Genomic DNA, 26,568 nt, shown 5'->3' with positions numbered 1-26,568 from the left:
TCGTGAAAATAACCTGAAAATGGTATGCAAAATACTAAAAATTTTGCTTGTAAGCACCAGACAGAGCGTGTAAGATATACAAGGTATTCATACCGAACATTTATAAGTATTTAAGAAATTATAAGTTTCATATTATACATTATGCTTGTCAACTCATATAATCTTGGGGATATGGCCCATAAGTTTCTACCGGATAACCATCGTAATTATCCGACTATGAGTGAAATAGCGCATCTAGGGTTCCGCTTTCTTCTTTGGAGGAAAGGTCTGGACCGAGCGATGCGGACACTATGTAGTGTTACACCACTAAGGGACAAAAGCCCAGAAGGACAGATTCACTTGAGAGAAACGACTCAAGGGATTTGTCCTTTTTTTGTTTTTTTAATGAAGAGGAGAGATTAGTTCACGATGAAAGTACTTCAAGAGCGCATTAGACAAGAGGGTCTTATTTTATCAGATACGGTACTGAAGGTAGATTCATTTCTGAATCATCAGGTCGATACGGAGCTAGCGCTGCAAATCGGTCAGGAGTTCAAAAAGTTGTTCGGTCATCAACCGATCACGAAAGTAATTACTATTGAAGCTAGTGGGATTCAGTTCGCCATGGCTACTGCGATTGCATTAGGTGTACCGTTTGTTTATGCGAAGAAAAAGAAAGCAGTAACGCTCTCAGAGGCTGTCTACTCAGCGCCTGTACATTCCTTTACTCGCCAAGAGGATTATCTGGTCAGTGTCTCTCAGAAATATCTTGGACCGGATGACAAAGTGCTTATTGTGGATGATTTCCTCGCTACCGGTGCTGCACTTGTGGGACTGGTTGATATCGTGAAAGAGGCGGGAGCAGAGCTCCTTGGCGTCGGTTGTGTCATTGAAAAGAGCTTCCAGGAAGGTCGGAGCCTTCTGGAGAACAGAGGCATAGAAGTCCATGCCTTGGCCCGTATTGCATCTATGTCACCAGGTGAAATTCACTTCATTGATAACGAAAGCTCATTAGAGAAAATCAAGGAGAGTGCGGGATGTTAAGCAAGCAAAAGGTATTTACGTTAGGTCTTCAGCATGTACTAGCCATGTATGCAGGAGCAGTAATTGTACCGCTGATTGTTGGGGGCGCCTTGAAGCTAAATGGGACTCAAATGGCCTACCTCATCGCAGCTGATTTGTTCACTTGCGGATTGGCTACATTACTGCAAATTATGGGCACCAAGTATTTTGGTAGCAGACTCCCAGTTATTCTTGGATGTACCTTTACAGCGGTTGGTCCGATTATTGCGATTGCCTCAACACATAATCTGGCGACTGCGTACGGTGCGATTATTATTTCCGGTTTGTTCGTTGTTCTTGCGGCCCCGCTTTATGGGAAGCTGCTGAAGTTCTTCCCGACCATTGTAACGGGTTCTGTCGTGACCATTATCGGGCTATCTCTGATTCCAGTAGCCATGAATAACGTTGCTGGCGGAGAAGGCAGCGCTGATTTTGGACAACCCCGCAATTTGTTGCTTGCACTGATTACACTACTTGTCATTTTAGCAGTTAACCGTTTCGCCACTGGATTCCTGCGCTCGATCTCAGTTTTGGTAGGTCTTGTGGTAGGTACGGCTATTGCTTATGGAATGGGTATCGTTAACTTTTCTACGGTAGGTGACGCTTCTTGGGTGAGCATCGCACAGCCGTTCTACTTCGGATGGCCTGAGTTCAGTCTTACTGCAATCTTCACTATGATCATCGTTAATATTGTTAGTATGGTGGAGTCTACTGGGGTTTATTTTGCAGTAGGTAAAGTAATTGATCAAAAAGTTGAACAGAAGCAGATCGTAAACGGACTACGTTCTGAGGGAGTAGCCATTATGCTGGGCGGAATCTTTAATGCTTTCCCATACACGGCCTTTTCTCAAAATGTGGGTTTGATTTCGCTGTCTCGTATTAAGACTCGTAACGTTATTTTTGCCGCTGGCGGGATCATGATTGTATTAGGACTATTGCCTAAGCTGGCTGCTTTGACGACGATCGTACCGAATGCCGTACTTGGTGGAGCGATGATTGTTATGTTCGGATCGGTTGCTGTTTCCGGAATATCCATTCTATCCGATGTGGATCTGCGTAAGGACGGTAATCTACTGATTGCTGCATGCAGTATCGCTGTTGGCTTAGGTTCAGCAACACTTCCTGCAATGTTCGCAGAGCTGCCTGAATTTGCTCGGATGCTGCTGCAGAACGGTATCGTATCCGGTTCGCTTACAGCGATTGTGCTGAACATTGTCCTCTCCAAGACAAAGGATGATGTGCAGGTGAAGGATAACACCGTACCTGTTCTTGCTAAGGAATCTCAAGTTTCCTAAACGTATTTGTTTCATGATAAAAGGCCAAGCTGGGTGAAGTATAAACCTAAGCTTGGCCTTTTTTTTCATACTTAGAGCTTGTGCATATGCACAAAAAAATAGGTTGTCCCGTCAATATAATTGAGTTTGTAAGCGCAGTATACTCAGTTTAGAAAGCGTTATCAAAACACACACTTTATAGTGTCATACTTTTATATTAAGGGGGCAACTAGAGATGGAAGGCACAGTAATTAACTGGATGGGCGCTGTTGCAGGACTGATAATAGCCGTAGTATTGATTTTCAAAAAGGTTAATCCGGTTTACGCACTCTTTTTAGGCGCGATTGCCGGTGGGATATTGGGCGGCGCTTCTATTGCAGAAACGGTGCAGTACATTATCGATGGAACGAATAGTGTAATGGGTGCAGTTGTACGTGTACTCGCGGCTGGTGTGCTGGCGGGGGTACTGATTGAATCAGGCGCAGCTGAACGAATGGCCGAGACTATTGTAGACAAGCTTGGCGAAAAGAAAGCCTTATTGTCTATAGCATTAGCTACTATGATTATTACAGCAGTTGGTGTATTCATCACGGTAGCGATCATTATCGTCGCTCCAATTGCCTTGTCGGTGGGTAAAAAAATCGGTATTTCCAAAACAGCCTTACTGCTCGCTCTGGTTGGTGGCGGTAAAGCAGGTAATATTATTTCTCCAAACCCAAACACGATCGCCGTAGCGAAGGGCTTTGATGTAGATTTGGCTCAGGTCATGATCCATGGATTCATCCCAGCCATTGCGGGTTTGATTGTCACTGTTATTATTGCTAATCTCCTAGTCAACAAAGGTGTGAAAATCGCAGACGGCGATGTTGTAACGAAAGAGGAAGATGCTACTAAGGTTAAACCAAGCTTTGGCCGTGCTATCGTCGCTCCGGTTGTCGCTATTTTGCTTCTGGCCATTAATCCAGTCGGAAACATTCTGAATATCGAATTGCTGAAATCCTTTAAAGTCGATTCTATGATCATCTTGCCTCTTGCCGGTATTATTGGACTGATTGCTATGAAACAGACGAAGAACATCATTTCCTTTACAACATCCGGTCTGAACAAAATGACGGGTACAGCCATTATCCTGATTGGTGCCGGTGCCATCGCTGGTATTATCTCAAAGTCTGACTTAAGTGCTACGGTTGTTGATGCAATTACAGCTATGGGAATCTCCGGAACCATCCTAGCTCCGATTGCAGGTATCTTGATGGCGGCCGCTACAGCGTCCACATCTACGGCGTCTATTGTGGCTGCCGGATCGTTCGGCCCCGCTATTCTATCTATGGGCACAGCGCCACTTAATGCGGCGATTATGGTGCATACCGGGGCTACAGTGATTGACCATTTGCCACATGGTAACTTCTTCCACGTCACTGCAGAATCCGTTAAGATGAACATCAAGGACCGGATGTCACTGATTCCTTATGAAAGTCTCGTGGGTCTGACGATGGCTATCGTCGCTACTATATTATACGGCTTCATCCTATAATGATTATCTCTAACTAGAAAGGGACGGATATTCTATGAAAAAAGACCTGGTTATCGTACTGGCACCGGATTCTTTCAAAGAAAGCATGACAGCTAAAGAGGCTTGTGAAGCCATGGAAAGAGGCATTCATAAAGTGAATTCTAATATAAATTGTATTCATGTACCTATGGCGGACGGCGGCGAAGGAACGATGCAGTCCTTGGTCGATGCAACCGAGGGTACCGTATATATTACTAAAGTTAAAGACCCTCTCGGCAATGAAGTTAGCGCATCCTACGGAATTACAGGTGATGGATTGACAGGTGTACTGGAAATGGCCAGCGCGAGCGGCATTCAGCTGGTATCGCCTGAGGAACGTAACCCTATGATTACAACAACTTACGGAACAGGACAATTAATCAAGGCCTGTCTCGACCGTGGTGTCAGCAAACTGCTAATTGGCATCGGTGGTAGTGCCACTAATGATGGAGGCGCCGGGATGGTTCAAGCGCTAGGCGGCAGACTTCTGGACGAAGAGGGGAATGAACTGTTATTTGGCGGCGGTGAGCTTGGCAGATTAGCAAGTATAGATTTGAGTGAATTTGACCCTCGCCTGAAGGATGTGCAGGTTGAAGTGGCCTGTGATGTTACGAATCCATTATGTGGTCCAACGGGAGCTTCTAACGTATTTGGTCCGCAAAAGGGTGCATCTTCAGAGATGATCAAACAGCTCGACAGTAATCTTCAGCATTATGCGAGTGTCATCAAGGAACAGCTAGGAATCGATATTATGGATATGCCTGGAGCGGGTGCAGCCGGTGGACTTGGTGCAGGACTGGTAGTGTTCTTAAACGGGGTGTTGAAAAAGGGCATTGAGCTTGTCATTGACTACACCGGACTTGAAGAAAAGGTGCAACAGGCTGATATGGTGTGGACCGGGGAAGGAAGCATCGACTTCCAGACCCAATATGGCAAGACACCGCTAGGCGTTGCCCAGGTCGCTAAGAAATATAATAAACCCGTTTTGGCCTTCGCGGGACGGATCGGCGACCAGACAGAAGTGCTGTATGATAAAGGAATCGATGCTATTTTCGGCATTATGCCCGGTGCGGCTACATTGGAGGATGCCTTGAAGAAAGGGCAGGAGAATCTGGAAAGATCCGCTGAGAACGTGGCCCGGTTAGTCATGCTGAAACAAGGCTGATCATTATAGAGAGCGACGGAGAGATTGCATCATCCTTATATTCTACGAGAAACGGTTATCGTCTTTTAAGGACGACAACCGTTTCTTCTTGTTTATTTTTAAGGAAGAGGATTTCTGAGTAGAATATACGGGAGCAGGAGGTAAAGAGATGAAGATATCGAAATCACTCGCAGGACAAATTGCACAGGAAATGATGAGCGTAGTTCCATATAACATTAATGTTATGGATGAGAACGGCTTTATTGTAGGGAGTGGAGATCTGAAACGGGTTGGAACCTTACATGAGGGAGCGAGAATAGCTATTCAAAGTGGGCATGTCTTTGAAGTGTACGAGGATGGTATTGGCATGAAGCCAGGGGTGAATGAACCCATTATTATAGACCATAAAGTTTTGGGTGTGGTAGGCATTACGGGACATCCGGATGTGGTTAGGCCGTTTAGCAAGCTAGTCAGGGTTACTACCATTTTACTTATAGAGCAGGAGGCAAGGAATAAGCAGGAACAGGATGACAGAGTAAAGCGTGTGAAATTTTATCATGAATTGTCTTATCGCAAAGGAGCATATGATCTTGAATTTCTAGAGCGGGCGAGTAGCTATGGACTTGATCTCAAGAAGAAATGCTGGGCCATCTTGGTAGATGGAGACGTGAATGGGAAAGAGTTCAGAAACGTATTTAGATCCTATCCGCATTACTGGAATTTGGAGAATGATAAGGCAGTTTTTTTCATCACAGACGGGTTTCTCTATAAAGAGCTGATAGGAAAACTTAGTGCGTGCAGTGATGTGGGACGAATTGGCTCGGGTGAGGCAGAGGAGCTAGCGGCTTATTCGTTGGAACAGGCACAGGCGGCCATTCATATTGGCAGTAGAGTTGATCCACTCAAAAAGCTATACACCTATGCAGAACTGAGATTTCTAATACATTTATCCTATGACTATGAAGGCGATGAACGGCCTGGTGTGATTTATGCTTTTCTGGATCAGTCGGGAGACAAGACGGGTCTGATTGAAACACTGCAAGTATTTATTACGGAGAATGGAGATCATAATCGAACAGTACAAAAGTTGAATATTCACCGAAATACACTGAACTACCGACTTAACCGCATTCATACATTGACGGGTAAAAATCCACGCAACTATATAGAGTTGTTCGAACTGATATGTGGATTGATGTGGCGCAAGTAATTCCTTATTCTAATTGCCAACCTCTTTTTATAGGCATAAAATTAGTTTGGAACGTATAGATAAATTAGGACAGGGATGGAACAGGAATGAACGAGAAAGCAGTAATGAATGATAAAATAGTCATGCCATTATGGACGATGTGCCTCTTTATTGTAGTGATGAACACAACAATGTTTAATGTATCGCTTCCAACGATTATTCAGGATCTCCAAATTTCTGCTGACCTAGGCTCATGGGTCATTTCCAGCTATTCGATTGGATATGCATTATCGACGGTTATTTATAGCCGGTTATCCGACTTGGTGCCGATTCGTAAGCTCTTGACCATCGGCTTAATTACACTTGGGACAGCATCAGTGGTTGGATTGTTCGCACATGACTTTAATATGCTATTGATTACGAGAATCTTACAATCTGCGGGTGCCGGATCCATGGCTGGATTGGGGCTTGTACTCGCCAGTCGCTACGTTCCGATTGAAAGACGCGGCGCTGCTATTGCGATGATCTCGGCCGGTAGTGCAATGGCCTTTGGCTTGGGTCCTATTGTCGGAGGTGTTATCAGTCAGTACTTTGGGTGGAACGGATTGTTTGGCATTACTTGCCTTGTGCTTATCGTGCTGCCCGTACTGCTACGGTTATTGCCTAAGGAACAGCCACAGCCTGCAAGCTTTGACATCCTGGGAGCGGCGCTGACTGTTGTAAATGCGGCAAGTCTGCTGGTAGCTGTAACTACTCAGTCGCTTATATGGCTAGCGTTGGGTGTAGCGTCTATTATCGTGCATGCCGTACATCTGAAGAAGGTCAAGGAATCATTTATTAATCCACAGCTACTTACCATGCCGGGATACTTGAAGCTGGTTGCCATAGGCTTTTGTATTCTGGTGCTGAACTTAGGGAACTTGTTCTTGATACCGCTTGCACTCGCAAATCTGTTCGATAAATCAGCGCTGATGATTGGTTTGTTTATCGCACCAGGAGCACTATTATCTGCATTTTTGACTCGTTATGTGGGGCGTTTTATTGATCGGTACGGTAATATACGCTTCTTAGTGATTGGACATTGTATCCTTGCAGCTGTTATGGCTGTGTTTGCCCTGAATCTTTCTGTATCACCTGTGGTTCTAATGCTGGGTTATCTATGCTTCTCTCCCGCCTTCTCAGCTACAATGGCATCTTTAAACAATGAAGCTTCTATAGTTCTGCCAAGGACTTGGATTGGTTCTGGCATGGGACTTTTACAGCTGGTTCAATTCTTTGGAGGTTCTGTATCAGTCGCAGTCTGCGGACTTTTGCTACATGCTCAGCGTGATATCTCTCCTGCAAAAGCATATCAGCATGTATACGGCGTACTGCTCCTCGTCAGCTTGTGTTCGTTAGGAATTCTGCTCTTATATAGACGTTCTGACGCCAAGAGTAAAGCTGGGCAGTCTACGCATGCTTAGAACTGAAACGAAAAGGTATTAAAGACGTATCAGATGCTATAGCAGAACTAAGGAAGGAATGGTAATAATGGACAATGGGATGAATGTAATCTTATTTGAAAAAATGCCGGAAGGCGGGCTGCGAGTCATTGAGGAACGCACTTGGAGCATGAATATGATCGCAGCACTAGAGCATGTCAATTATATTGTCGTTGGCAGTGTTGAGTATGAAACGGTTGAAGGACGGCTGAATGTAGATGAAGGCAAGCTGGAGCTTTTGCTTGTTCCGATGCACAACGAATGATTGAGATAAGGGAAGGAGAACCTTACGATGTCTAAAGATGAAAAGGATAAGGAATTAGCGGTATCCAAATTATTCACCTCTGATGGTAAGCCCATTCGCGTATTATCTACTTCGCTAGGCATAGCTTTGTTAGCGAATGCTATGTTTATTCCTGGAGGCGCAGGGGCTAGTGCAAATACTTCTGGAGATGAACCACAGCTAGTGTCCTGGTCTACCGAAGAGGTTAAAGCCTATTTTGATAAAAATGTGGATTGGAATATTCCATATCCGGATGATGCACAAGAGGTAGAAGAGGAAGGGCAAGGTGTTGTAACCAATAATGGAACGACGGTAGTGAATAACTATGGTGGATATCATTCAGGCTTTGGTTGGGATGACTTGCTGCTGTATCACATGCTGTTTAACAGTGGTGGCAATTACTCTTCCAGAGGATGGTCTAAGGACCGTCCAACTTATTATGGAGGCACCAGAACAACTTATAAACCGCCTACCTATAGCAGTGAGAAGTTCCAGAATAAGAAGGTTCCCGGTTCTGTTGTAAAGCCCAAAACATCGACTTCCTCCACAGGCTCCATTACGAGAAGAGGTTCTTCTTCAAAGAACGGAATCGGTGGCACTTCCAGCGGATTAAACTCTTCGAAGAACTCTAAATCTAGCTCAGGCTCGAAATCCTCTTCGAGATCAGGCTCAAGCAAGAGTGGTTTTGGCGGATGAGTGAGCAGCAGAGTGTATTTGAAATTCTAGATCAGTCTGAGCTTGAGAGAGGTCCGCGGGTCAAAGCGTTGTATGAGCTTGGGTTCACTTGGGCGGATCTTGAGGATGAAGAGTACTGGTTGGATGCTATTGCTGTAATGCGCAGGGACACTTATAAGGAGCTTGAAGAAGCCTCATCAAAACTCTGGGCTATCCTCGATAGAGCGGTTCGCTATGTACATCTAAAGCGTGATTTGTATGAACTGCTTGGAATTCCTTCTGTGCTCTGGGAGATGCTTGATGGGTGCCCAATGCCAGAAGAAGGACTCATTAGTCGGTATGCCAGATTCGACTTTGCCATAGCCCATGATGGGACGATTAAGCTGCTCGAACTGAATGCGGATACCCCAACAGGTTATGTGGAGGCATCGATAGCTACACCTTGGATCTGTGAGCAAGCTGGTGTGCAGAGTCCAAATCAAGGGATGAAGGAACAAGTTGCGGCAGCTTGGCAGGTAGAACGTCCAGATACCGCAGCTTGTGTGGCTTATGGATCTCATCTTGAAGATTCAGGTACAATAGAAGCATTAGTGAAGCACAGTGGTCTCGATATCCAGTGTGTGGATTGTCTTGATCTGTGGGTCGACAACGGAATTCTCAAGGATGGGGAGGACCGTGTGATCGAGCGGATGTTCGCTCTATATCCTAAAGAGTGGATGGCTGTGGATGAAGGCGGCGATGCCCTCGCCTATGCGGTGGAGCAAGGGAATCTTCAGCTCTTTAACGGCCCTCACAGTATATTGCTCCAGTCCAAGGGGCTGGTTGCAGCGGTGTGGGGAATGTATGAGCTGGGCCTGCTATTCGACAAGGATGAGCGAGAGACGATCTCGCGCTATATTTTGCCTACTTATAATAAGCCTGTATTCTCAGGCAACTTTGTGTCCAAATCTGTTTTTGGTCGTGAAGGGGGTTCGGTGCGCATGTTTGATGATAGCGGTGCGCTAGAGCTTGAAGATGAAGACGGTTATGATAGTAGTCAGCTCTTCCCCACTGTGTATCAAAAAAGAGCCGATTTAGCACGGATAACGACATCAGAGGGTGAATTTCATCTGCTGACAGGCATGTTCGTGATTAACGGGAAGCCTTGTGGCATGCTCGGCCGAGCGGGCGGATTGATTACAGGCAATGCCAGTCATTTTATTGCGTTGGGAGTGAGATAATTGGATAAGAGCAAGAAAGCCCGAATTGGAGTCTTATGTATGATGCTTCTGACGGTACTGTTGCTAAGCGCATGTTCCAGTAATCAGGGTAGTGCATTTGATTCAGGAACAGCTCAAACTTCAGATAGTGTAGCACGGGTACCGTGGGACTACCGGGTGGTAGAGAGTACCGTAGGGGATTTAATTGGGAGTGACATGACGGTTTTGCCGGATAATGAACTGCTCCCGAATGATGGGAATTATGCTACTGGTGATAAAATTTGGACACTTCAGTTCATGGACGCCGAGTTAATCACGGATGCTGATCAGAAGAATGAAGTTCGTCTGTCTTCATGGAGCACGATTAAGTCTTATGCAGATGAAAAAACGGCAGCAGAGGATCTTACCAATCTTAAAGTATCGGTAACCACTGATGTTGATCTTGTAGGAGTATACAAGACTAAGTATAAGGATAAGACAAGAAACTTTGCGGTGCTTGAGCTCCCTTCAGGTAATCGGATTAAGCAGCCGATTGATGATGAACGCTATACCGCATTAGAGAAAAAGAAAACCGCTTCCGTAGTCCTTGAGGAAGTACATGATTTTGCCGACTATGATTCGGCTTATGCGAAATTTCGGGGGTGGGCGAAGTGACGATGGTGGTTAATTTGGTTGTGAGTGTGTTTGTGATTATTCTTTTGCAAGTCTTAGGCATGGTGATTTTTGGTTTGATGACTCCGTTTAAAGATATGGAGGAGCTGAAGAAAGGCAATGTGGCTGTAGCTTTGGCGTTAGGCGGAAAGTTCCTGGCAACGGCTATTATTATTGGCGTAGCGGCATATACGAATACCTCCATTCTGCACATGATCATTTGGTTTGCGGTAGGTTATGTGTGCTTGATAGCGGCTTATTGGATCTTTGAATTGGCAACCCCAACCTTTAAGATTTCAGAGCATCTGGAGAAAGGGAATGTGGCTGTAGGCACTATGCTTTGCTTGGTGTTTATTGGGACTGCATTTGCGATTAGCAGTTTGATTGTTTAGTTTCAACTTGAAATAGGATAAAGACAAAGGTTGCCCCGATTCATCCATCGAGCGGCAGCCTGATTGAAAATATAAGAAAGTATAAGTTTTACGTTATACATTATCCTTATATTTTTCGCATAGACGCTTACCGTCCTTAAAGGCGCCTAAGGTGTTTTAGCTTGATGTGAAGGGGTGGGAAGATGCATCTGTTTCTGAGAATTTCCACCAAGATGATGCGGTTACGCAAACGGTCGATAGGGCTAATTATTTTGATCTTTATACTTCTTAGTGCATCGACTGCTTACTTGATTGAGCCGGGTACGTTTCATAGCTGGTTTAATGCTTTTTATTGGGTTATGACAACGATGGCGACAGTAGGGTATGGAGATTATTTTGCAGAGACCGTAGTTGGAAAGCTGTTTACCATGTTTCTTTATATCTTTGGTATCGGCCTCCTCAGCTTGGTTATTGGTAAGGTCATTGACTCCATTGCGGAGGTGCAGAGAAGGAGAGGAGCAGGAACATTGAGCTTCCGGGGGAAAGATCATGTGATTTTAATTAATTGGAGTAAGAAAGCACAAGCTGCTATAGATGAGATTCTATGCTATTCGCCGAAATGCCATATTGTCATCATGGATGAGTCAGGAAGTCATCCTTTGGAGCATATGGATCAAGTCCACTTTATAAGTGGCGATGCCTCCAGTGATGAGACTCTACTTAAGGCTAATATCCATGAAGCTAGAGCGGCCATTGTGTTCGGCGATACTCGGATTGATGAAGCGTCGCTGATCGACGGCAAATCTTTGTTAATTGCCTCTAGCATTGAGCGCATTGCACCACAAGTACATACGACTGTAGAAATTATGCAAGAGAAGAATATTCAGAATTTCAGGCATGTCCAGGTGAATGAGTTCGTTCTCTCTCATGATGCCATCTCCAGACTGGCTGTTCGATCCGCTCTGCAAGAGGGGAATTCTGAAGTAATAACACAGCTGCTGAGCCGTAAATATGGTGATGATATTTATGAAATTCCAGTGAATACTACTTGGAAGACCTATGGAGACGCGTTTCAGAACCTGCTCTTACAAGGCGCAACCTTGTTGTCAGATCGTAGCGATCTTAGCATCAATCGAAAGCTGGATCAGGCTATTCCTAAGGATGCTAGATTGTATGTTGTTTCCGATGAAGCGACGTATCGTAGGATTAAGGGTTAGGTCAGAACTAGATGGAATAGGCGGATTTTCGGGAGCGATGGCTTCGCGGAATTCCGCTTTTTTTTGTTTGCCAAACTTTCCTAAAGGGTAAGAGATACATGATAATATTTACTTTACCTTTGGAAGGAGCCATTGTTAATGAGTGAACATCAAAAAGTGAACGGAAACAGCAAGAATGAGCAATTGGAACAGTTTCGCAGTAAGGATGAAGGTCACACCTTAACAACGAACCAGGGTTTAAAAGTATCAGAGGACGAGTTCTCCTTAAAAGCAGGTGACCGGGGCCCAACCTTGATGGAAGATTTTCATTTCCGGGAAAAAATGACTCATTTCGATCATGAGCGAATCCCTGAGCGAATCGTGCATGCACGTGGATTTGCTGCTCACGGTGAGTTTGAAGTATATAAATCATTGAAAGAATATACGAAGGCGAAATTCCTTCAAGATCCCTCCGTGAAGACACCGGTGTTTGTCCGTTTCTCGACGGTAGCTGGATCACGGGGATCAGCCGAGACGGTGCGGGATGCGCGTGGGTTCTCTACCAAATTCTATACTGAAGAAGGAAACTACGATTTGGTCGGAAACAATATGCCAGTCTTTTTTATACAGGATGCAATCAAATTCCCTGATTTGGTACATGCCCTTAAGCCGGAGCCGCACAATGAAATGCCTCAGGCCGCATCGGCTCACGATACCTTTTGGGATTTCATAGCCAATAATCAAGAATCGGCCCATATGGCAATGTGGTTGATGTCGGACCGTGCCATTCCACGTAGCTTCAGAATGATGGAAGGGTTTGGGGTGCATACTTTCAGGTTGATTAACGAGAAAGGAAAAGCCCATTTTGTTAAATTCCACTGGAAACCTGTACTCGGCGTACATTCCTTAGTGTGGGATGAAGCGCAGAAAATATCAGGAGCAGACCCTGACTTTCATCGCCGTGATTTATGGGAATCGATTGAAGCCGGCAACTATCCGGAATATGAGCTGGGCATCCAGCTTCTAAGTGAAGAAGATGAGTTTAAATTTGACTTCGATGTGCTGGATCCTACAAAGCTATGGCCAGAGGAAGATGTACCTGTTCAGATTGTTGGGAAAATGACCTTGAACCGCAACGTTGATAATGTCTTTGCCGAAACAGAGCAGGTAGCTTTTCATCCCGGTCATGTGGTACCTGGTATTGATTTCACGAACGACCCACTGCTACAGGGCAGACTATTCTCCTATACGGATACTCAGCTGATTCGGCTTGGTGGCCCGAACTTCCATGAGCTGCCGATCAATAGACCGGTATGTCCTTTCCATAACAACCAGCGTGACGGGTATGGACGGCAGACGATTAATCAGGGTTCTGTCAGCTATCACAACAATTCTCTGGCCAAGAATACCCCTGCACCTGCTACAGAGGCCGAAGGCGGTTATGTACATTATCAGGAAAAGGTTGAGGGCCGTAAGGTACGTAGCCGGAGCAAAAGCTTCGAAGATCATTTTTCACAAGCTAAGCTGTTTTGGAACAGCATGAGTACTGCAGAAAAAATGCATATTATTGAAGCCTATTCATTTGAGCTCGGGAAGGTAAAGAGTAAGGCTGTCCGGCAGCAGGTTGTAGACATGCTCGCGAACGTTACCTTAGAGCTTGCTGTGCCTGTAGCAGAAGCTATTGGGGTGAAGCCTCCGAAAACAGGCGGTTCCGAGGTGACTCAAGTCTCCCCGGCACTAAGTCAGGCAAATACGAAGAAGCACCCAAACACACGTAAAATAGGTGTGATTATAGGCGACGGATTTGATGAAGTCTTGGTGATGCCTGTTCTGGATACACTTATGGGAGCCGGAATCCAGCCGGAGATAATCAGTGATAAGCTTGGATTTATTAAAGGCTCGAAAGGGACAGAGCTTGAAGTCATTCATACTTTATCCACGACAGATTCAGTGCTCTTTGATGCGATTTATGCAGCTGGTGGAAATTCGGAACATAAGAAATTCCATAAGGATACGGCGCAATTCCTGAACCAAGCCTATTCTCACTTTAAGCCCATCGCGGTGACTACTGAAAATGCTAAACTACTTGAAACTGCTGAACATAGAAGCAGTCCGGGCGTAATAATTGGAGATGGTGGAGAGGTATTCGCTGCCAGTCTTGTCGCGGCAATGACAGCCCATCGTTTTTGGGAACGCATGGAATGAAATGAATGAATAACTGATACAGAGGGGATATCCCGCTCGCCAGAAGGCGTAAGGATATCTCCCTTTTTGTCCAAGGATAGATACATAACACTCACAGTTTGATTTAACATTTTGTTGTATATTACCGTTATAGATAATACTTAGACAGTAAGCAGTATAGGAGAATATTAAAAGGAGGTGATCACTTGAGGAAAATAATCATTGCTGCAGTAGCGATATTTGCAGGCGTTATAGGGTTAACGGCATGCGAAAAAACGGCAGCGCCGAATCCGCCTAATAGTGTTCATACTAATTCTCCAGCTCCAGTAGATTCAAATCCTGATACTACGGTAACCCAGACGCAGGAAGTAGTTAACTTAGAGCAGTTCATTACCTCGAAACTCACAGGTGAGAACGGTGTATATACCAATTTTATTGAAACAGATCAGTCAGCGGAAGCGGCGAGTGGGCACGAGGTTCTGAGTGAATCGGCATCTCTTCGGATGCTGGCAGCTGTGCGTAGCGGCCAACAAGAGCGATTTGCAGAACAATGGCAACTAGCTAAACAAACCTTTGATATCAACAGTGGTTTCAGCTACCGTTACAGTCCTAAACAGCAGAAGCTATACCCTTTAAATGCTGCCGTCGATGATTTACGTATGATTCGAGCTCTTTATGAGGCGGGGGAAATGTTTGGGGATGAACGTTATACAGCTGAAGCGGATAAATATGGCGAAAGATTTTATAATTATAATATAAAAGATGGAAAACTTTATGATTTCTACGATATGGAATATTCTTCAACAAACACATTCGTCACTTTGTGTTATATTAATTTGGGCACTTTGCAAAAAATGTCGTTTCCTAGCCAATTTAGTAAGAAACTGACGAATGATATGAACGTAATATTGGAAAATGGATATTTATCGGATGAATTCCCCTTTTATGAGACACGGTTTAATTATGAGACTGGAAAATATAGTTCGGAAAATATCAATACAGTAGAGTCGCTTCTATCCATTCTAGCCTTATCAGAGGTAGATCAGCAGAAAGCCACCAGCATTGATTTTATCAAGCAGCAGGTCGAAGCTGGCACGTTATATGGGCAATATTCGAGAGAGGGTAAGCCGCTGAACGATATCCGCTCCACAGCCATTTATGCCATTACGGCTATGATCGGCGCAGAAATCGGCGATGAATCTCTCCACCATAAAAGTATCGAAAGAATGAACGAGTTCAGAGTAACAGATGTGGGTAGCCCACTGTATGGAGGATTCGGCGATGTGGCTAGCGGCCAAGCCTACTCTTTTGACAACCTGATGGCATTACTGGCTTATGTCTATTAACTTAAACTTAATGTATTGAAGGTGAACCTGCATGATGGACAACACGGTGAAAACACCTCTAAGGCAGGGGATAGCACTTGCTAATTTATCGGTGTCTCCTGCATTTCTTGCTGCATTTGGAGTGCTGCTTATAACCGTCATCGCGCTGTTCACAGCTCCGTATGTCGGAATGGCGGATAACGGTGACTTTTTCCGTAGCATATATAGTAATGGACTCTATTTCAATCTGCCGGATTATGATAGTCAGTACTTTGGTTATTTTGTGAAGCAATATGGAATCTTTCAATATTTTAACGAGAATGGCGCAATGTTATTTTCCTCTCAGTCCTTATTTATTAAGCTGGCTATAGGACTTAACAAGTTGTTCTTCAGTAGTGAGGTATTCGACATCCGCTTTCAAGCAGCGATTTATACGATTCTATATGTAGTCGCAATTTACTTATTAATAGAGGCTATTACATGGAGGATGTCCCGGAAACAAGGATTCATTATTGCAGGTATTGCTATTTTTATATTCGGAGATACCGGATACACAGCTTATTTTAACTCCTTTTACGGCGAGAGCGTTGTGATGATCACGATGATCTTCATGTTCGCTTCGTGGCTGATGTTATATCGAAAAAGATTCAATGACTACGCGATGCTGGCCGTATTCGTGATTAGCACGTTGATCCTGACCACATCCAAACAGCAGAATGCTCCAGTGGGTATAATCATTGCTGTGCTGGGCTGTTCACTTCTCTGGATTCGTAGAGATAAGATCTTTCGCATCCTGACGATGGCTTCTCTTGCTCTGATGCTGTTCGCAGGTGTGTTCACGTATTTGAATATCTCAAACGAGTTCGTAAACATTAACCAGTTCCATGCCATGACCCGAGGGGTGCTGAAGGAATCACCTGATCCAGAGGCTGCTTTAAAAGCGTTAGGGATGGACGAGCAATATGCCATTCTGAAGAACAGCATTCACTATGAAAAGTACGTGACCATAGATGTAAATTCACCACTTCTCGAAGAGAATTTCTATAGTCGTTATGGATTCGTATCCATCCTAAAATATTATTTAACGAATCCAGACCAGCTTAACTCGATTCTTAATGTAGCTGCTCAAAGTGCATTCTCAATCAAACCGGCAGCTATGGGGAACTACGAGCAATCGGTTGGTAAGGAATTCCGAGCACAGAGTCACTTTTTCACCGGATATAGCCAACTGAAACTAACGCTGGCCCCGCGAACATTCGGGTTCATCTTCCTCTGGATGGTGCTTGTCATCGGTCTCTATATGCCTTCCTTTGTAAAAGCGATCAAGTCCCGTGATTTCAGAGGTATGCAGCGAATGGTATTGATTGTCGCTTCGATTGGCATTGGGCTTTCAGGTATTTTTGTATCGATTATCGGTGCAGGCGATGCCGACATTTCCAAGCATGAGTTCTTATTTACACTATCCTTTGATTTGGTCACCTTTCTGACCCTTTCCAGTGTGATTGGGCGTAGAGTTTCTAAAAATAGTAATCAGGTTAAGCAAGTTAGCAAGAGCACCCTTTCTAGCCCTTATACAAAGCCTCAAAAGGATGTGAGTATTTGAACATCAGAGGAGTCTTAAACGGTATATTCCTGCTGACGTTAACTCTAACAGCCCTTCTTGTTCCCGTCACACCCGTTCAATCTGCAGCATCGCCACAGCAGGTTCTATTGCTCTATGACAGCCTCGCTAAGGGCACAGCGAAGGAAGGCAACGTGACTGAACTTCAGAGACTGCTGGCATCCTATTCCATGAAGGTCACACTTAGAAGTCTGGATCAATATGAACAAGGGACGCTGGCTCATTACTCTAAATTGATTCTGGTCCGTAATGCAGCGGATATTTTGATTACTAATAAATTTTATGTAGAGGATTGGGAGCATTATCGGGGACAGTATTTGCATATCGGATACAGCCCTCCAGCCTCGTTGGAAAATAAACTACAGTTGACCACTGATGTGAAATATGACGGAAATGCAGATCTCCAAATCGGGCAGTTCTCGAAAATTCCACTTCAGGTACAGGATATGCTCTATATAGCCGGAAGTCAGGGAACCCAGTCCCTTGGAAAGCTGATCTTCCAGGAAGAGGGTCTGCAAGCACCCTATGCTGTGAGTAAAGAGGATGCTGCTTATGTTCCGTATTTTGAACAAGGGAATGTCAGTGCACTGGCGATGGGGTATGTTCTGAAGGATTGGCTTCATATCAACGCTACGCCTAAAGTGTATCTTGCGATCAAAGAGATCTATCCCTTCTCTGATCTGGGACTGCTGACAGAGACTGCGGAGCGACTGTATCAAGTGGGGATTCCTTTTCTCGCAAGTGTGCGGCCAGTGTTCAGCAATACCGATTATCCTGCAATGCAGCGTTATTTGGTAGCCATCAAAAGAGTGCAATCGAATAATGGCAGCATTCTGGTCAATGCCCCTATTGCGATGCATTCAACGAGTACTAGTAATATGGATCATTCCCTTCAGGCGAAGATGAACGCGTTCATTAATCTGCTGGTGCACAACAAGATTGGGCCGCTTGGAATCGGAGCACAAATGCACTGGGCGTATGACAAGGAATACTCGGAGGCGGGGATGGGGTTTTTCGATTCCGTGATACTGTATCCGGATGAAAATGTTGATTATATGGAGGAGAGCGACACCTCCAAGTCCTTTCCATCCTCTTTATATAGTGTGCCGTTTGATTTTTTGCAAGATCTGCATACATCCAATAATGTGATGCCCGAACTGCCGATGGACACGGTAATCACTGTGGATATGCCTAAGGATAAGGAAGAGCTTGAGGAAATGCTGAAGACGCTGGAACAATACTGGGTTTCTTTTGCGGATTATAAACAAGAAAGGCATGAGGTTGTTACAGATGTGAATACGATCACTTCATCAGAAGGAGTGATTTCTATTAATGGACAACCTCTGAGTCTGAACTATACGCCAGAAACAGTGAATAGCGATTATCGGTATACAGAAGAGCAGAAGAAGAGCTTTACGACGCTTTTTAATATACAGAATCAGTTCTTTATAGTTGTGATCATGATTTCTCTGCTGCTATTTGGCGGATTAATGATCATCGGTTATCGAATGTATAGAAAAAAGTATTTGAAATGAGACAACTAATCGTGATTTGGAGGATCCTATGACGATTTCAGACATACTGATGGTAATTGCAGTGATCTGTATCTGGTCTCTGTTGCTGGTGAATGTGACCCTCATTATCGCAGGCTATTTATATTACATTAAATCTGAAAATGAGGACATACCAGAGATAGAGGGCGAATATCCTTTGGTTTCAATTATGGTTCCTGCTCACAATGAGGGGGTAGTAATCTGTAAGACGGTGGAGTCCCTACTAGCGCTTGATTATCCGGAAGATCGATATGAGATTATTGTGATTAATGATAATTCTTCTGATAACAGTGCTGAACTGCTGGCCGGTATCCAAAACCGAAATCCGGGGCGCCAGCTGATCGTCATTAATACGGATGCGATTACGGGTGGCAAAGGGAAATCGAATGCGCTGAATATAGGCTTCACCCATTGCAAAGGGCAGTTGATTGCGATTTATGATGCAGACAACACTCCAGAAAAAACGGCTTTGCGTTATCTGGTCGCTGAGATCATGAATGATTCTAGCCTCGGAGCGGTAATCGGTAAGTTTAGAACCCGTAACCGTAATGCAAGCCTTCTTACCCGGTTTATTAATATTGAGACGTTGTCCTTTCAATGGATGGCGCAAGCCGGACGCTGGAAGCTGTTCAAGTTATGCACCATTCCCGGTACTAATTTTATTATGCGCAGGTCTATCGTAGAAAGTATCGGCGGCTGGGATGTTAAAGCGATAGCCGAGGATACAGAGATCAGCTTCAGAATTTATATGATGGGTTATCGCATCAAATTCCAGCCGAAGTCCGTCACATGGGAGCAGGAGCCACAGACCTTAAAAGTCTGGTTCAAGCAGCGAACGCGCTGGGCTAAGGGCAACATTTATGTCATTGTCAAAAATATCCCACTGCTGTTCGATAAATCCGCCGCAAAAGTCCGGTTCGATATTCTTTATTTTCTAGCCATTTACTTCTTATTGCTAATATCATTAATCACCTCGGATGTGCTGCTCATCCTGCATGCTTTGGGCTATGTACATACTACCATTGCTGGGCTTAGCAATTTTCTCTGGCTGCTCGCCATCATTCTGTTCGTTGTAGGTACTTTCATAACGTTGACGACCGAGAAGGGCGAGATGAGCTTGTCCAATTTATGGATCGTAATGCTGATGTATGTCTCTTATTGCCAGCTGTGGATGGTCGTCGCCGCTTACGGATTATATCTTTATGCCAAAGATCTCATTTTCAAAAGAGAAGCAAAGTGGTATAAGACGGAGCGTTATTAAAAATTAACAAAAAAGTAATGCGAGAAATATGTAATCACAGGAGAAACAGAACATGATGATGAAAAAACAAATGGTTATACTGTTGACCTGCCTCTCTCTTTTTCTAATTCAAATGAATGTTGCAGCCGCCGAGGCTCCGCCTCAGGATACTAGATTAACCTACACAACCTCTTTCACAGGGACTGATACTGCGTTAACGGGTTCGAGTGCCCAGCAGCAATATTTTGAAGTCATGGATTATTGGAATGTGGATGAGATCAGAATTAAGCTGCACTTTCAAATTTCGCAAATTACCGAGGAACAGATTTCTAGCGTCACCTTAACGCTAAATGGCAGCCCATTCTATACATTTAGACCCTCTCTAAAAGATAATGGCGAACAACAGCTGGTCCTTCAGGCACCTAAGGGGCTTCTGAAAAAGGGATCCAATACGCTTGGTATTCAGGGCTATTTGCAGTCGAAGAATACAGATGATCTATCCTGTGAGGTTGATTATGAGTATGATCATTGGCTTCATCTGTTTAATACATCCAGCATTAACGTGATGTATACGCCGAAGCCTTTAACTGGAGGGATCAGTGATTTTAGCGATCGCTTCTCTGGAATAGATACCTTAACGAAGAATCATAGTGTTCTGACCGTACCGGATAAAAGTACAGGGGCAGAGTTGGAGTCGGCTACTTACGCGCTCTCCGGGCTTGTGAAGGGGAATACATTGGACAATAGAACGATTCCAATGCTTCCCTACCGGTCAGACTCGGTGAAGAATAAAGCTGCGGTTGTACTGGTAGCTATGTATGATCGAGTACCAAGTAAGCTTAAGGCTCAGCTAAGCACCTCTGAAGACCTAAGTACACACGCATTGCTGCAGCTAGTGAATAAGGATACTCAGCCCACACTTGTCGTAACCTCGAAGGATGAGAACTTACTGATTAAAGCAGGCCGTTTTGTTGCGAATGAAGAGTTAATGGGTCAAATCACCAGTGATTTAAAGGTGGTCGATGATGCTACAGAAGTATCTGCACCGCCCCTTTCGATTAGCTCCAATATTACGTTTACAGAAACGGGTGATAAACTAACGGGGGCGCGTCATCAGGAACAGATGTATTTTGTTTCACTGCCCTCAAACCGTTCGATTGCGGATTCCGGTAGAATCAGACTGGATTTCCGCTATGCGCAGAACTTAGATTTCGAACGTTCATTAGTGACTGTCAGCATTAACAATACGCCAATTGGCAGCAAGAAGCTTTCCAAAGAGCTGGCAAATGGCGATAAGCTGGATCTTCCCGTTCCACAGAACTTGAATATCTCTGGTAATTTTACGGTGACAGTAGCTTTTGATTTGGAGCTGAAGGGTGCCGGATGTACCCTGGATAGGGATCAAACGCCGTGGGCTTATATCAGCAAGGATTCTGTAATGCGTCTTAATACTAAAGATCGCACGGATCTCTTGTTTAATAACTATCCATATCCGTTCATACGTGATGGAATTTATAATCAAGTAGCGGTTGTTCTGCCACAAGAAATGGATGATTACGCATATTTGAGCTTATCTAACGTGTTTAATCTACTGGGAAAATACGCTAGCGGTAATATAGGAAATATTCAGTTCTACACGGATAGCGTTAGTGCTGATCATTTGAAGAATAATAATATCATTGCGATAGGTGAGTATAAGAATAATAAGATTATTCGTGATCATAATGATAAGCTCTATTTCCAATATAACGCGAACGGAACAGCGATTCGCTCCAATGAGAAGATGAGTATTGAAGAGCATTACGGAGCACAAATCGGAACATTGCAGCTGATTGAATCGCCATTGGAGGCGGGTCGGGGCATGCTTGCGGTTACAGGAGTTGGCTCTGAAGAGTCCTACTTGGCGTCGAAGCTGATCGCAACAGAGCGGGATAAATGGAAGGTGTTTGGCGATGGGGTAATCGTTGATAAAGACGGTAATGTCAACGCACACCGTTTCAAGATCATTACTGGAGCAGCAGAGGATTCCGTGGTTAAAAAAATAACGGAACGGACAGATGTACTGAGCTTCATTATTGTAATTCTACTAGTGCTGACATTGGTGATTCTATCGCTGATTCTGTTGCTTCGTAAACACATGAAGAAACGTGGTGATAAGCGTGAGACGTAATCGCAGCGGTTTAGTTTCAGATATCGCTCTCTTATCGTTCATGGTGCTTCTTTATATTTGTATTGTCTTCATTTCAGGGGCACCCGATGATTATATCCAGAATATTATCATTTTAAATGTGGCTTTTATTCTGGCAATCGTTACGTATTTTACAACAGTGACTGCAGGGTTGGTCTTGAACCTGGTGTTTATCTTTGCTTACGGCTTCTATACGATGTATCAGACGATATCTCTGGGAGAAACGATTGGACTGAATACGTACTTCTGGCTAATTATGGCCCCATTGTTAACGGTGGTGCTATGGATATTTACATTAAGCAACCGAGAGCTGCAGGCAGAGAATCAGCGTTTGGAGAAAAAGACAGCCAATATGGCCATCATCGACGAGAACACAGATCTTCGGAATAGTATTTCTTTTCAAAAGGATGCCGCCTTATTTACAGGCATTTCGACACGATATCAGATTCCACTCACACTGCTTGTAGTGAAAGTGAAATACTGGAATGAGATTAGACGGATTATTCCCGAAGATAAGCTGGCTGAGGCCATTCACGACGTGTCTCAGCTCAGTCAGGCCAGTATTCGTACCAATGATGCACTGTATCTGCTAGACAAAGATGACGCAACATGGGGCTTACTACTGTTCACCGATAGCGATGGAGCTAAAATCGTGATCGAGCGGATTAAATTGAAGCTTCAAGAGCTTAATGACACTGAATTTGTCAAAAAATATAAAGTCAGTCTCGGTCTCAAAATTGGTGCCGTAGAATATCAATCTGGCACTATTGAGAATCCGCTCGATTTCATTGTTCAGGCTAAAAAACAGTTGGAGTATGATGTATAAGCTGGTTGAACGTAAGGGAATATAAGGAATATCGGATATTAGTTGACTTTACATGTCGATTTCACGTATGATGGAGTGGTGGTCTAAATCGTAAGATTTACGAATTTTCCTACGTTTATTAGGTTATACTTATATATAAACCTACAGATCATTTGGTTAATTTACCATAAAGGCTCCACTAATTTGTTCAGAAGGAGGACGATCAGAATGAGAGAAGGCATACATCCAAAGTACAACAAGGTTATTTTCATGGATGCAAGCGTAGGCTTCAAATTCTTGAGTGCATCTACAAAATCATCCAATGAAACAATGGAATGGGAAGATGGTAACACTTATCCTGTTATCCGCGTGGACGCAAGTTCCGCATCCCACCCATTTTACACTGGTAAACAAAGAGATACAGAACAAGGCGGCCGTGTTGACAAGTTCAAACAACGTCTTGCACAAAAGAAATAAGCATTCATACGGTTTAAAAAGGGACAACCCATTTAGAAGCGATCGCTTCAGGGATGTCCCTTTTTTGTGTTCAGGCATGTTAGAATGAAATGGAATTGATAAATTTCGATAGTGGCAGGGGAGCGATCAGTAATGGAAAATGAAATAAAAGTAGATACAGTCCTTAAGAGTGAGGACGTTCAGGAGTTTAACCTATGGTTTAGCTTGAATAGCCGAATTATACTTAACTCTTTCAGTGTGGTTGCTTATTTTGTGATTTTACTGTTAATTACTAAGGATTATAGTACTACAAGTATTTCAATCCTTGCTGGGACTGCTGTGATTCTTGCCGCTGTTTTATGGTATATGACCAAATCAAGTTTAGTCAAAAAATCTAAAAAAGCCTTCGCAACAGACAGCTTATCCCAACAGCCTCAGAGTTATTCTATATCAGATGAGGGCATAAAGTACGTATCCGAGGCAGGCTCCGGGCAAGTGAAATGGGAAGAGATACATAAAATAGGTGAAACGATGAGCTTGTTCGTGTTTTTTGTATCTTCTAATAGAGCGCTGATTATCCCTAAGCGTTACTTTCAGTCGGAACAAGATAAAGTAGCATTTAAGGATTTGGCCAGAAAGTATATGTTCTCTCATCGTGTGAAGTTCAAATCGTAAGAGGTACTATTATTTGTCGATTCATTTGTAGATAGGATTAAGATATAATAATAGGAGTGACTTGAAAAATAGGGGAAATATGGCATGCCGTGGATTCAAGGATATCCGTATTACTTATTAATGGGCAGTGTTCTGAGCTTTTACATGGGCGTTAGCTCCTATCGGCATCGGAAGTCGGCAGGAAGACGCTATTTGTGGATCCTAATGCTGCTGGTCAGCCTCATATTTATTGCAACGGCGGGAGAGATTATGTCGTCCTCTTTTCAGGCTAAGCTGTGGTGGAAGAATGTACAGCAGGCTCCGCTTTTCTTAAGTGCGCTGTTTACTTATGCTGTGGTTAAAGAATATGTGTCTCCTTCCACGGAACGCCTAACGGTAAAGGTTGCTATTTTTTCGATTCCAATTGCTGTGGATGTACTGCTTATTTTTACGGATACCTATCATCATCTAATGCGTAGTGAAGTGGGCATGGCCACTGTTGCGGGTGTTAGTGGAATTACTGTAAAGCCTACGCTTCTAAGCATGGCTTTTATTGCTTATGATCAGCTTTTTGGCCTATATGCGGTTTGCTTGCTGGCTCTTTCCTTGATAAATACACCAAGAGCCTTTTTGCGACGTACTTTCCTGTTGCTTGCAGGGCTGCTTGTTCCGGTTGTTTCCGTTTTTTTACTTCCCCTTTTGAAGATTACACTTACAGGCTTTACAGCCTTCACTTATTTACCCGCAATTATAGCAGCTTATTTGTGCCTGTTTATTGACTCCAAATCTACGATCTATCCTTTAACTAAAATTAAAATCCTAGAGCATATGAAAGACGGCGTAGTTCTGACAGACCAGAATGATAATATCATTGGTATAAATGAGGCTGCGACCTCCATTTTATCGGAGATTACCGGGATATCGAATGAGACCTGGATGGGGAAGAACATTGATCTTCTTATGAGGAACCACATGGACATTAGCGCGCATTACAGCCAAAGGAAAGAAGGACAGTTTGAGATTGTGTGTTCTGGAATGAGAGACATTTTTTATGGGGTCTCTTTGATTGCGACGGAAGATCAGGCAACAGAGAACAAGGGGATGCTAATCGTTTTTAGTGATCATAGTGAAAAGAAACAGTATGAACGTGAACTGGTCTATCAAGCAACGGTAGATGATTTGACTGGACTTTATAATCGTAGGCATTTTATGCAAATGGTGCAAAGTCAAACGATTCCGGATGGACTAGGACTGGCACTATTGTTATTTGATATTGATGATTTTAAATTAATTAATGATACCTATGGTCATCTAGCGGGAGACCAGGCTTTAGTTGATTTTTCGAATAAAATACTTCAGGTATACCAAAATAAAGGCCTTGCCGGAAGAGTCGGTGGCGAGGAATTTGCCGTATGTTTTTTTGCTGAGGATAAACGCGCAGCACTAAAGGAAGCTGAAGATTTTCGTACTATGATGAGTGATTACACGATAGTCTTGAATGAACACGACAGCGTTCAACTTACCGCAAGCATCGGGATCTCTTTTACAGAGCGCAGAGAGGTGACTTTCGAAGATTTATATCGGGAAGCAGATGAAGCGTTATATCGTTCCAAGAATTCGGGCAAGAATAGGGTGACACTGGGTCATGAACCTGTCTTAAGAGAAGCGATGAAGGGATAGGGATCATCCAGAAGCAGATCTTACACTCTCTAAGCATAAAGGGGTTGTCTTAATGAGTCTGACTATTGATGAAGTGATGAGTAGGCTTGAAGAGATGGGTACAGAGCAGACGAAACGTACCTTCGTACGACATGGTGCTGAGGAGCCTTTATTTGGAGTAAAGGTAGGCGATCTGAAGAAGCTGGTTAAGATCGTGAAGAAAGACCAGAGTCTGGTTAAGGCTTTGTACCAGACGGGTAATTATGATGCAATGTATTTGGCAGGAATTACGGTTGATCCTAAGCGTCTTACGAAGGAAGAGCTTCAGAGCTGGGTGTCAGCGGCTTACTGTTATGCTTTAGCGGAATATACGGTAGCCTCTGTGGCCGCAGAGAGTCCACACGCATTGGAGCTTGCCAGAGAGTGGATTCGTTCCTCAGATGAAATGGTAGCCACCTGTGGCTGGAGTACTTATGGAAACTATATTTCCGTTACGCCGGATGATCTGCTCGACATCGCTGAGATTAGAGAGCTAATACAGCAAATTCAAAGGACTATTCATCAGGAACAGAATCGAGTCCGTTACACGATGAATATGTTTGTGATTATTGCTGGCAGCAGCGTAACCGAACTGCATGATGAAGCAACGCAGATTGCTGCAAGCATGGGAAAGGTCCAAGTACATATGGGACAAACCGCATGTAAAGTACCGCTGGCTGTAGATTATATTGCTAAGGTTGAACAGGCTGGAAAGCTTGGCGTGAAGAAGAAGACTTGTATTTGTTAATAGAGACAGTGAAATATCGCCTTCAAGTAGTCCCTCCTTT

At 43.9% G+C, this 26,568-nt stretch carries 23 protein-coding genes and 1 riboswitch; all 23 genes read left to right on the top strand.

Features of this window, described 5'->3' with window-relative positions; translation table 11 throughout:
* Positions 1-133: 133 nt before the first annotated feature.
* A riboswitch (purine riboswitch) is annotated at positions 134-237 on the top strand.
* Positions 238-408: 171 nt separating this feature from the next.
* The 23 genes from QNH28_RS28580 (at position 409) to QNH28_RS28470 (ending at position 26,528) form a co-directional block, all read left to right on the top strand.
* Positions 409-1,023 carry a xanthine phosphoribosyltransferase gene (locus QNH28_RS28580; protein WP_076284939.1) on the top strand — a complete coding sequence of 205 codons (615 nt, stop codon included), beginning with the start codon at positions 409-411 and terminating at the stop codon, positions 1,021-1,023.
* Positions 1,017-2,336 carry a nucleobase:cation symporter-2 family protein gene (locus tag QNH28_RS28575; protein WP_283909496.1) on the top strand — a complete coding sequence of 440 codons (1,320 nt, stop codon included), beginning with the start codon at positions 1,017-1,019 and terminating at the stop codon, positions 2,334-2,336. Before QNH28_RS28580 ends, QNH28_RS28575 begins: the two co-directional genes overlap by 7 nt.
* 214 nt (positions 2,337-2,550) lie before the next feature.
* Positions 2,551-3,849 (top strand): GntP family permease, encoded by a 1,299-nt coding sequence (locus QNH28_RS28570; protein WP_283909495.1) that lies wholly within the window; start codon positions 2,551-2,553, stop codon positions 3,847-3,849.
* A 34-nt stretch (positions 3,850-3,883) separates the two neighbouring features.
* Complete coding sequence (locus tag QNH28_RS28565) at positions 3,884-5,032, top strand: glycerate kinase family protein (RefSeq protein ID WP_283909494.1); 1,149 nt, start codon at positions 3,884-3,886, stop codon at positions 5,030-5,032.
* Positions 5,033-5,180: 148 nt separating this feature from the next.
* Positions 5,181-6,221 (top strand): CdaR family transcriptional regulator, encoded by a 1,041-nt coding sequence (locus QNH28_RS28560; protein WP_283909493.1) that lies wholly within the window; start codon positions 5,181-5,183, stop codon positions 6,219-6,221.
* An 86-nt stretch (positions 6,222-6,307) separates the two neighbouring features.
* Positions 6,308-7,663, top strand: a complete 1,356-nt coding sequence (locus QNH28_RS28555; RefSeq protein ID WP_283909492.1) for an MFS transporter — start codon at positions 6,308-6,310, stop codon at positions 7,661-7,663.
* 67 nt (positions 7,664-7,730) lie between these two features.
* On the top strand, positions 7,731-7,946 hold the full coding sequence (locus QNH28_RS28550; protein WP_042192779.1) for a hypothetical protein: 216 nt from the start codon (positions 7,731-7,733) through the stop codon (positions 7,944-7,946).
* Between the two features lie 27 nt (positions 7,947-7,973).
* On the top strand, positions 7,974-8,660 hold the full coding sequence (locus QNH28_RS28545) for a hypothetical protein (protein WP_283909491.1): 687 nt from the start codon (positions 7,974-7,976) through the stop codon (positions 8,658-8,660).
* Positions 8,657-9,859 carry a glutathionylspermidine synthase family protein gene (locus QNH28_RS28540; protein ID WP_283909490.1) on the top strand — a complete coding sequence of 401 codons (1,203 nt, stop codon included), beginning with the start codon at positions 8,657-8,659 and terminating at the stop codon, positions 9,857-9,859. The genes QNH28_RS28545 and QNH28_RS28540 overlap by 4 nt, the downstream gene beginning before the upstream one ends.
* A 39-nt stretch (positions 9,860-9,898) precedes the next feature.
* Positions 9,899-10,492 carry a signal peptide protein gene (locus QNH28_RS28535; protein ID WP_283912287.1) on the top strand — a complete coding sequence of 198 codons (594 nt, stop codon included), beginning with the start codon at positions 9,899-9,901 and terminating at the stop codon, positions 10,490-10,492.
* Positions 10,489-10,881, top strand: a complete 393-nt coding sequence (locus tag QNH28_RS28530) for a DUF350 domain-containing protein (RefSeq protein ID WP_042192771.1) — start codon at positions 10,489-10,491, stop codon at positions 10,879-10,881. The genes QNH28_RS28535 and QNH28_RS28530 overlap by 4 nt, the downstream gene beginning before the upstream one ends.
* Before the next feature lie 212 nt (positions 10,882-11,093).
* Positions 11,094-12,077 carry a potassium channel family protein gene (locus QNH28_RS28525; RefSeq protein WP_349655023.1) on the top strand — a complete coding sequence of 328 codons (984 nt, stop codon included), beginning with the start codon at positions 11,094-11,096 and terminating at the stop codon, positions 12,075-12,077.
* 138 nt (positions 12,078-12,215) lie between these two features.
* The gene (locus QNH28_RS28520) at positions 12,216-14,261 is read left to right on the top strand and encodes a catalase (RefSeq protein ID WP_283909488.1); all 2,046 of its coding nucleotides are present in this window, start codon (positions 12,216-12,218) and stop codon (positions 14,259-14,261) included.
* 185 nt (positions 14,262-14,446) lie between these two features.
* Positions 14,447-15,586, top strand: a complete 1,140-nt coding sequence (locus QNH28_RS28515) for a glycosyl hydrolase family 8 (protein WP_283909487.1) — start codon at positions 14,447-14,449, stop codon at positions 15,584-15,586.
* Between the two features lie 31 nt (positions 15,587-15,617).
* Positions 15,618-17,168: a glycan biosynthesis hexose transferase WsfD gene (gene wsfD, locus QNH28_RS28510; RefSeq protein WP_283909486.1), complete on the top strand. Its 1,551-nt coding sequence runs from the start codon at positions 15,618-15,620 to the stop codon at positions 17,166-17,168.
* The gene (locus tag QNH28_RS28505) at positions 17,165-18,721 is read left to right on the top strand and encodes a hypothetical protein (RefSeq protein ID WP_283909485.1); all 1,557 of its coding nucleotides are present in this window, start codon (positions 17,165-17,167) and stop codon (positions 18,719-18,721) included. The genes wsfD and QNH28_RS28505 overlap by 4 nt, the downstream gene beginning before the upstream one ends.
* Positions 18,722-18,749: 28 nt before the next feature.
* Positions 18,750-20,000, top strand: coding sequence for a glycosyltransferase family 2 protein (locus QNH28_RS28500; RefSeq protein WP_283909484.1), 1,251 nt, complete (start codon positions 18,750-18,752; stop codon positions 19,998-20,000).
* Between the two features lie 52 nt (positions 20,001-20,052).
* A complete protein-coding gene (locus QNH28_RS28495) occupies positions 20,053-22,149 on the top strand; it encodes a cellulose biosynthesis cyclic di-GMP-binding regulatory protein BcsB (protein ID WP_283909483.1) in 2,097 nt (698 codons plus the stop codon).
* Positions 22,139-22,993: a diguanylate cyclase domain-containing protein gene (locus tag QNH28_RS28490; RefSeq protein WP_283909482.1), complete on the top strand. Its 855-nt coding sequence runs from the start codon at positions 22,139-22,141 to the stop codon at positions 22,991-22,993. Before QNH28_RS28495 ends, QNH28_RS28490 begins: the two co-directional genes overlap by 11 nt.
* 207 nt (positions 22,994-23,200) lie before the next feature.
* The gene (locus QNH28_RS28485; RefSeq protein WP_042131530.1) at positions 23,201-23,449 is read left to right on the top strand and encodes a type B 50S ribosomal protein L31; all 249 of its coding nucleotides are present in this window, start codon (positions 23,201-23,203) and stop codon (positions 23,447-23,449) included.
* Between the two features lie 132 nt (positions 23,450-23,581).
* A complete protein-coding gene (locus QNH28_RS28480; RefSeq protein ID WP_283909481.1) occupies positions 23,582-24,103 on the top strand; it encodes a YcxB family protein in 522 nt (173 codons plus the stop codon).
* 84 nt (positions 24,104-24,187) lie between these two features.
* Positions 24,188-25,762, top strand: coding sequence for a histidine kinase N-terminal 7TM domain-containing diguanylate cyclase (locus QNH28_RS28475; RefSeq protein WP_283909480.1), 1,575 nt, complete (start codon positions 24,188-24,190; stop codon positions 25,760-25,762).
* 58 nt (positions 25,763-25,820) lie between these two features.
* A complete protein-coding gene (locus QNH28_RS28470; protein ID WP_283912286.1) occupies positions 25,821-26,528 on the top strand; it encodes a DNA alkylation repair protein in 708 nt (235 codons plus the stop codon).
* The last annotated feature ends 40 nt before the right edge of the window (positions 26,529-26,568 follow it).

This window comes from Paenibacillus sp. G2S3, from assembly GCF_030123105.1.
Classification (GTDB): Bacteria; Bacillota; Bacilli; order Paenibacillales; family Paenibacillaceae; genus Paenibacillus_AQ.
The sequence above is the reverse complement of the archived record's forward strand: the minus strand, read 5'-3'. Positions and strand labels throughout refer to the sequence as shown.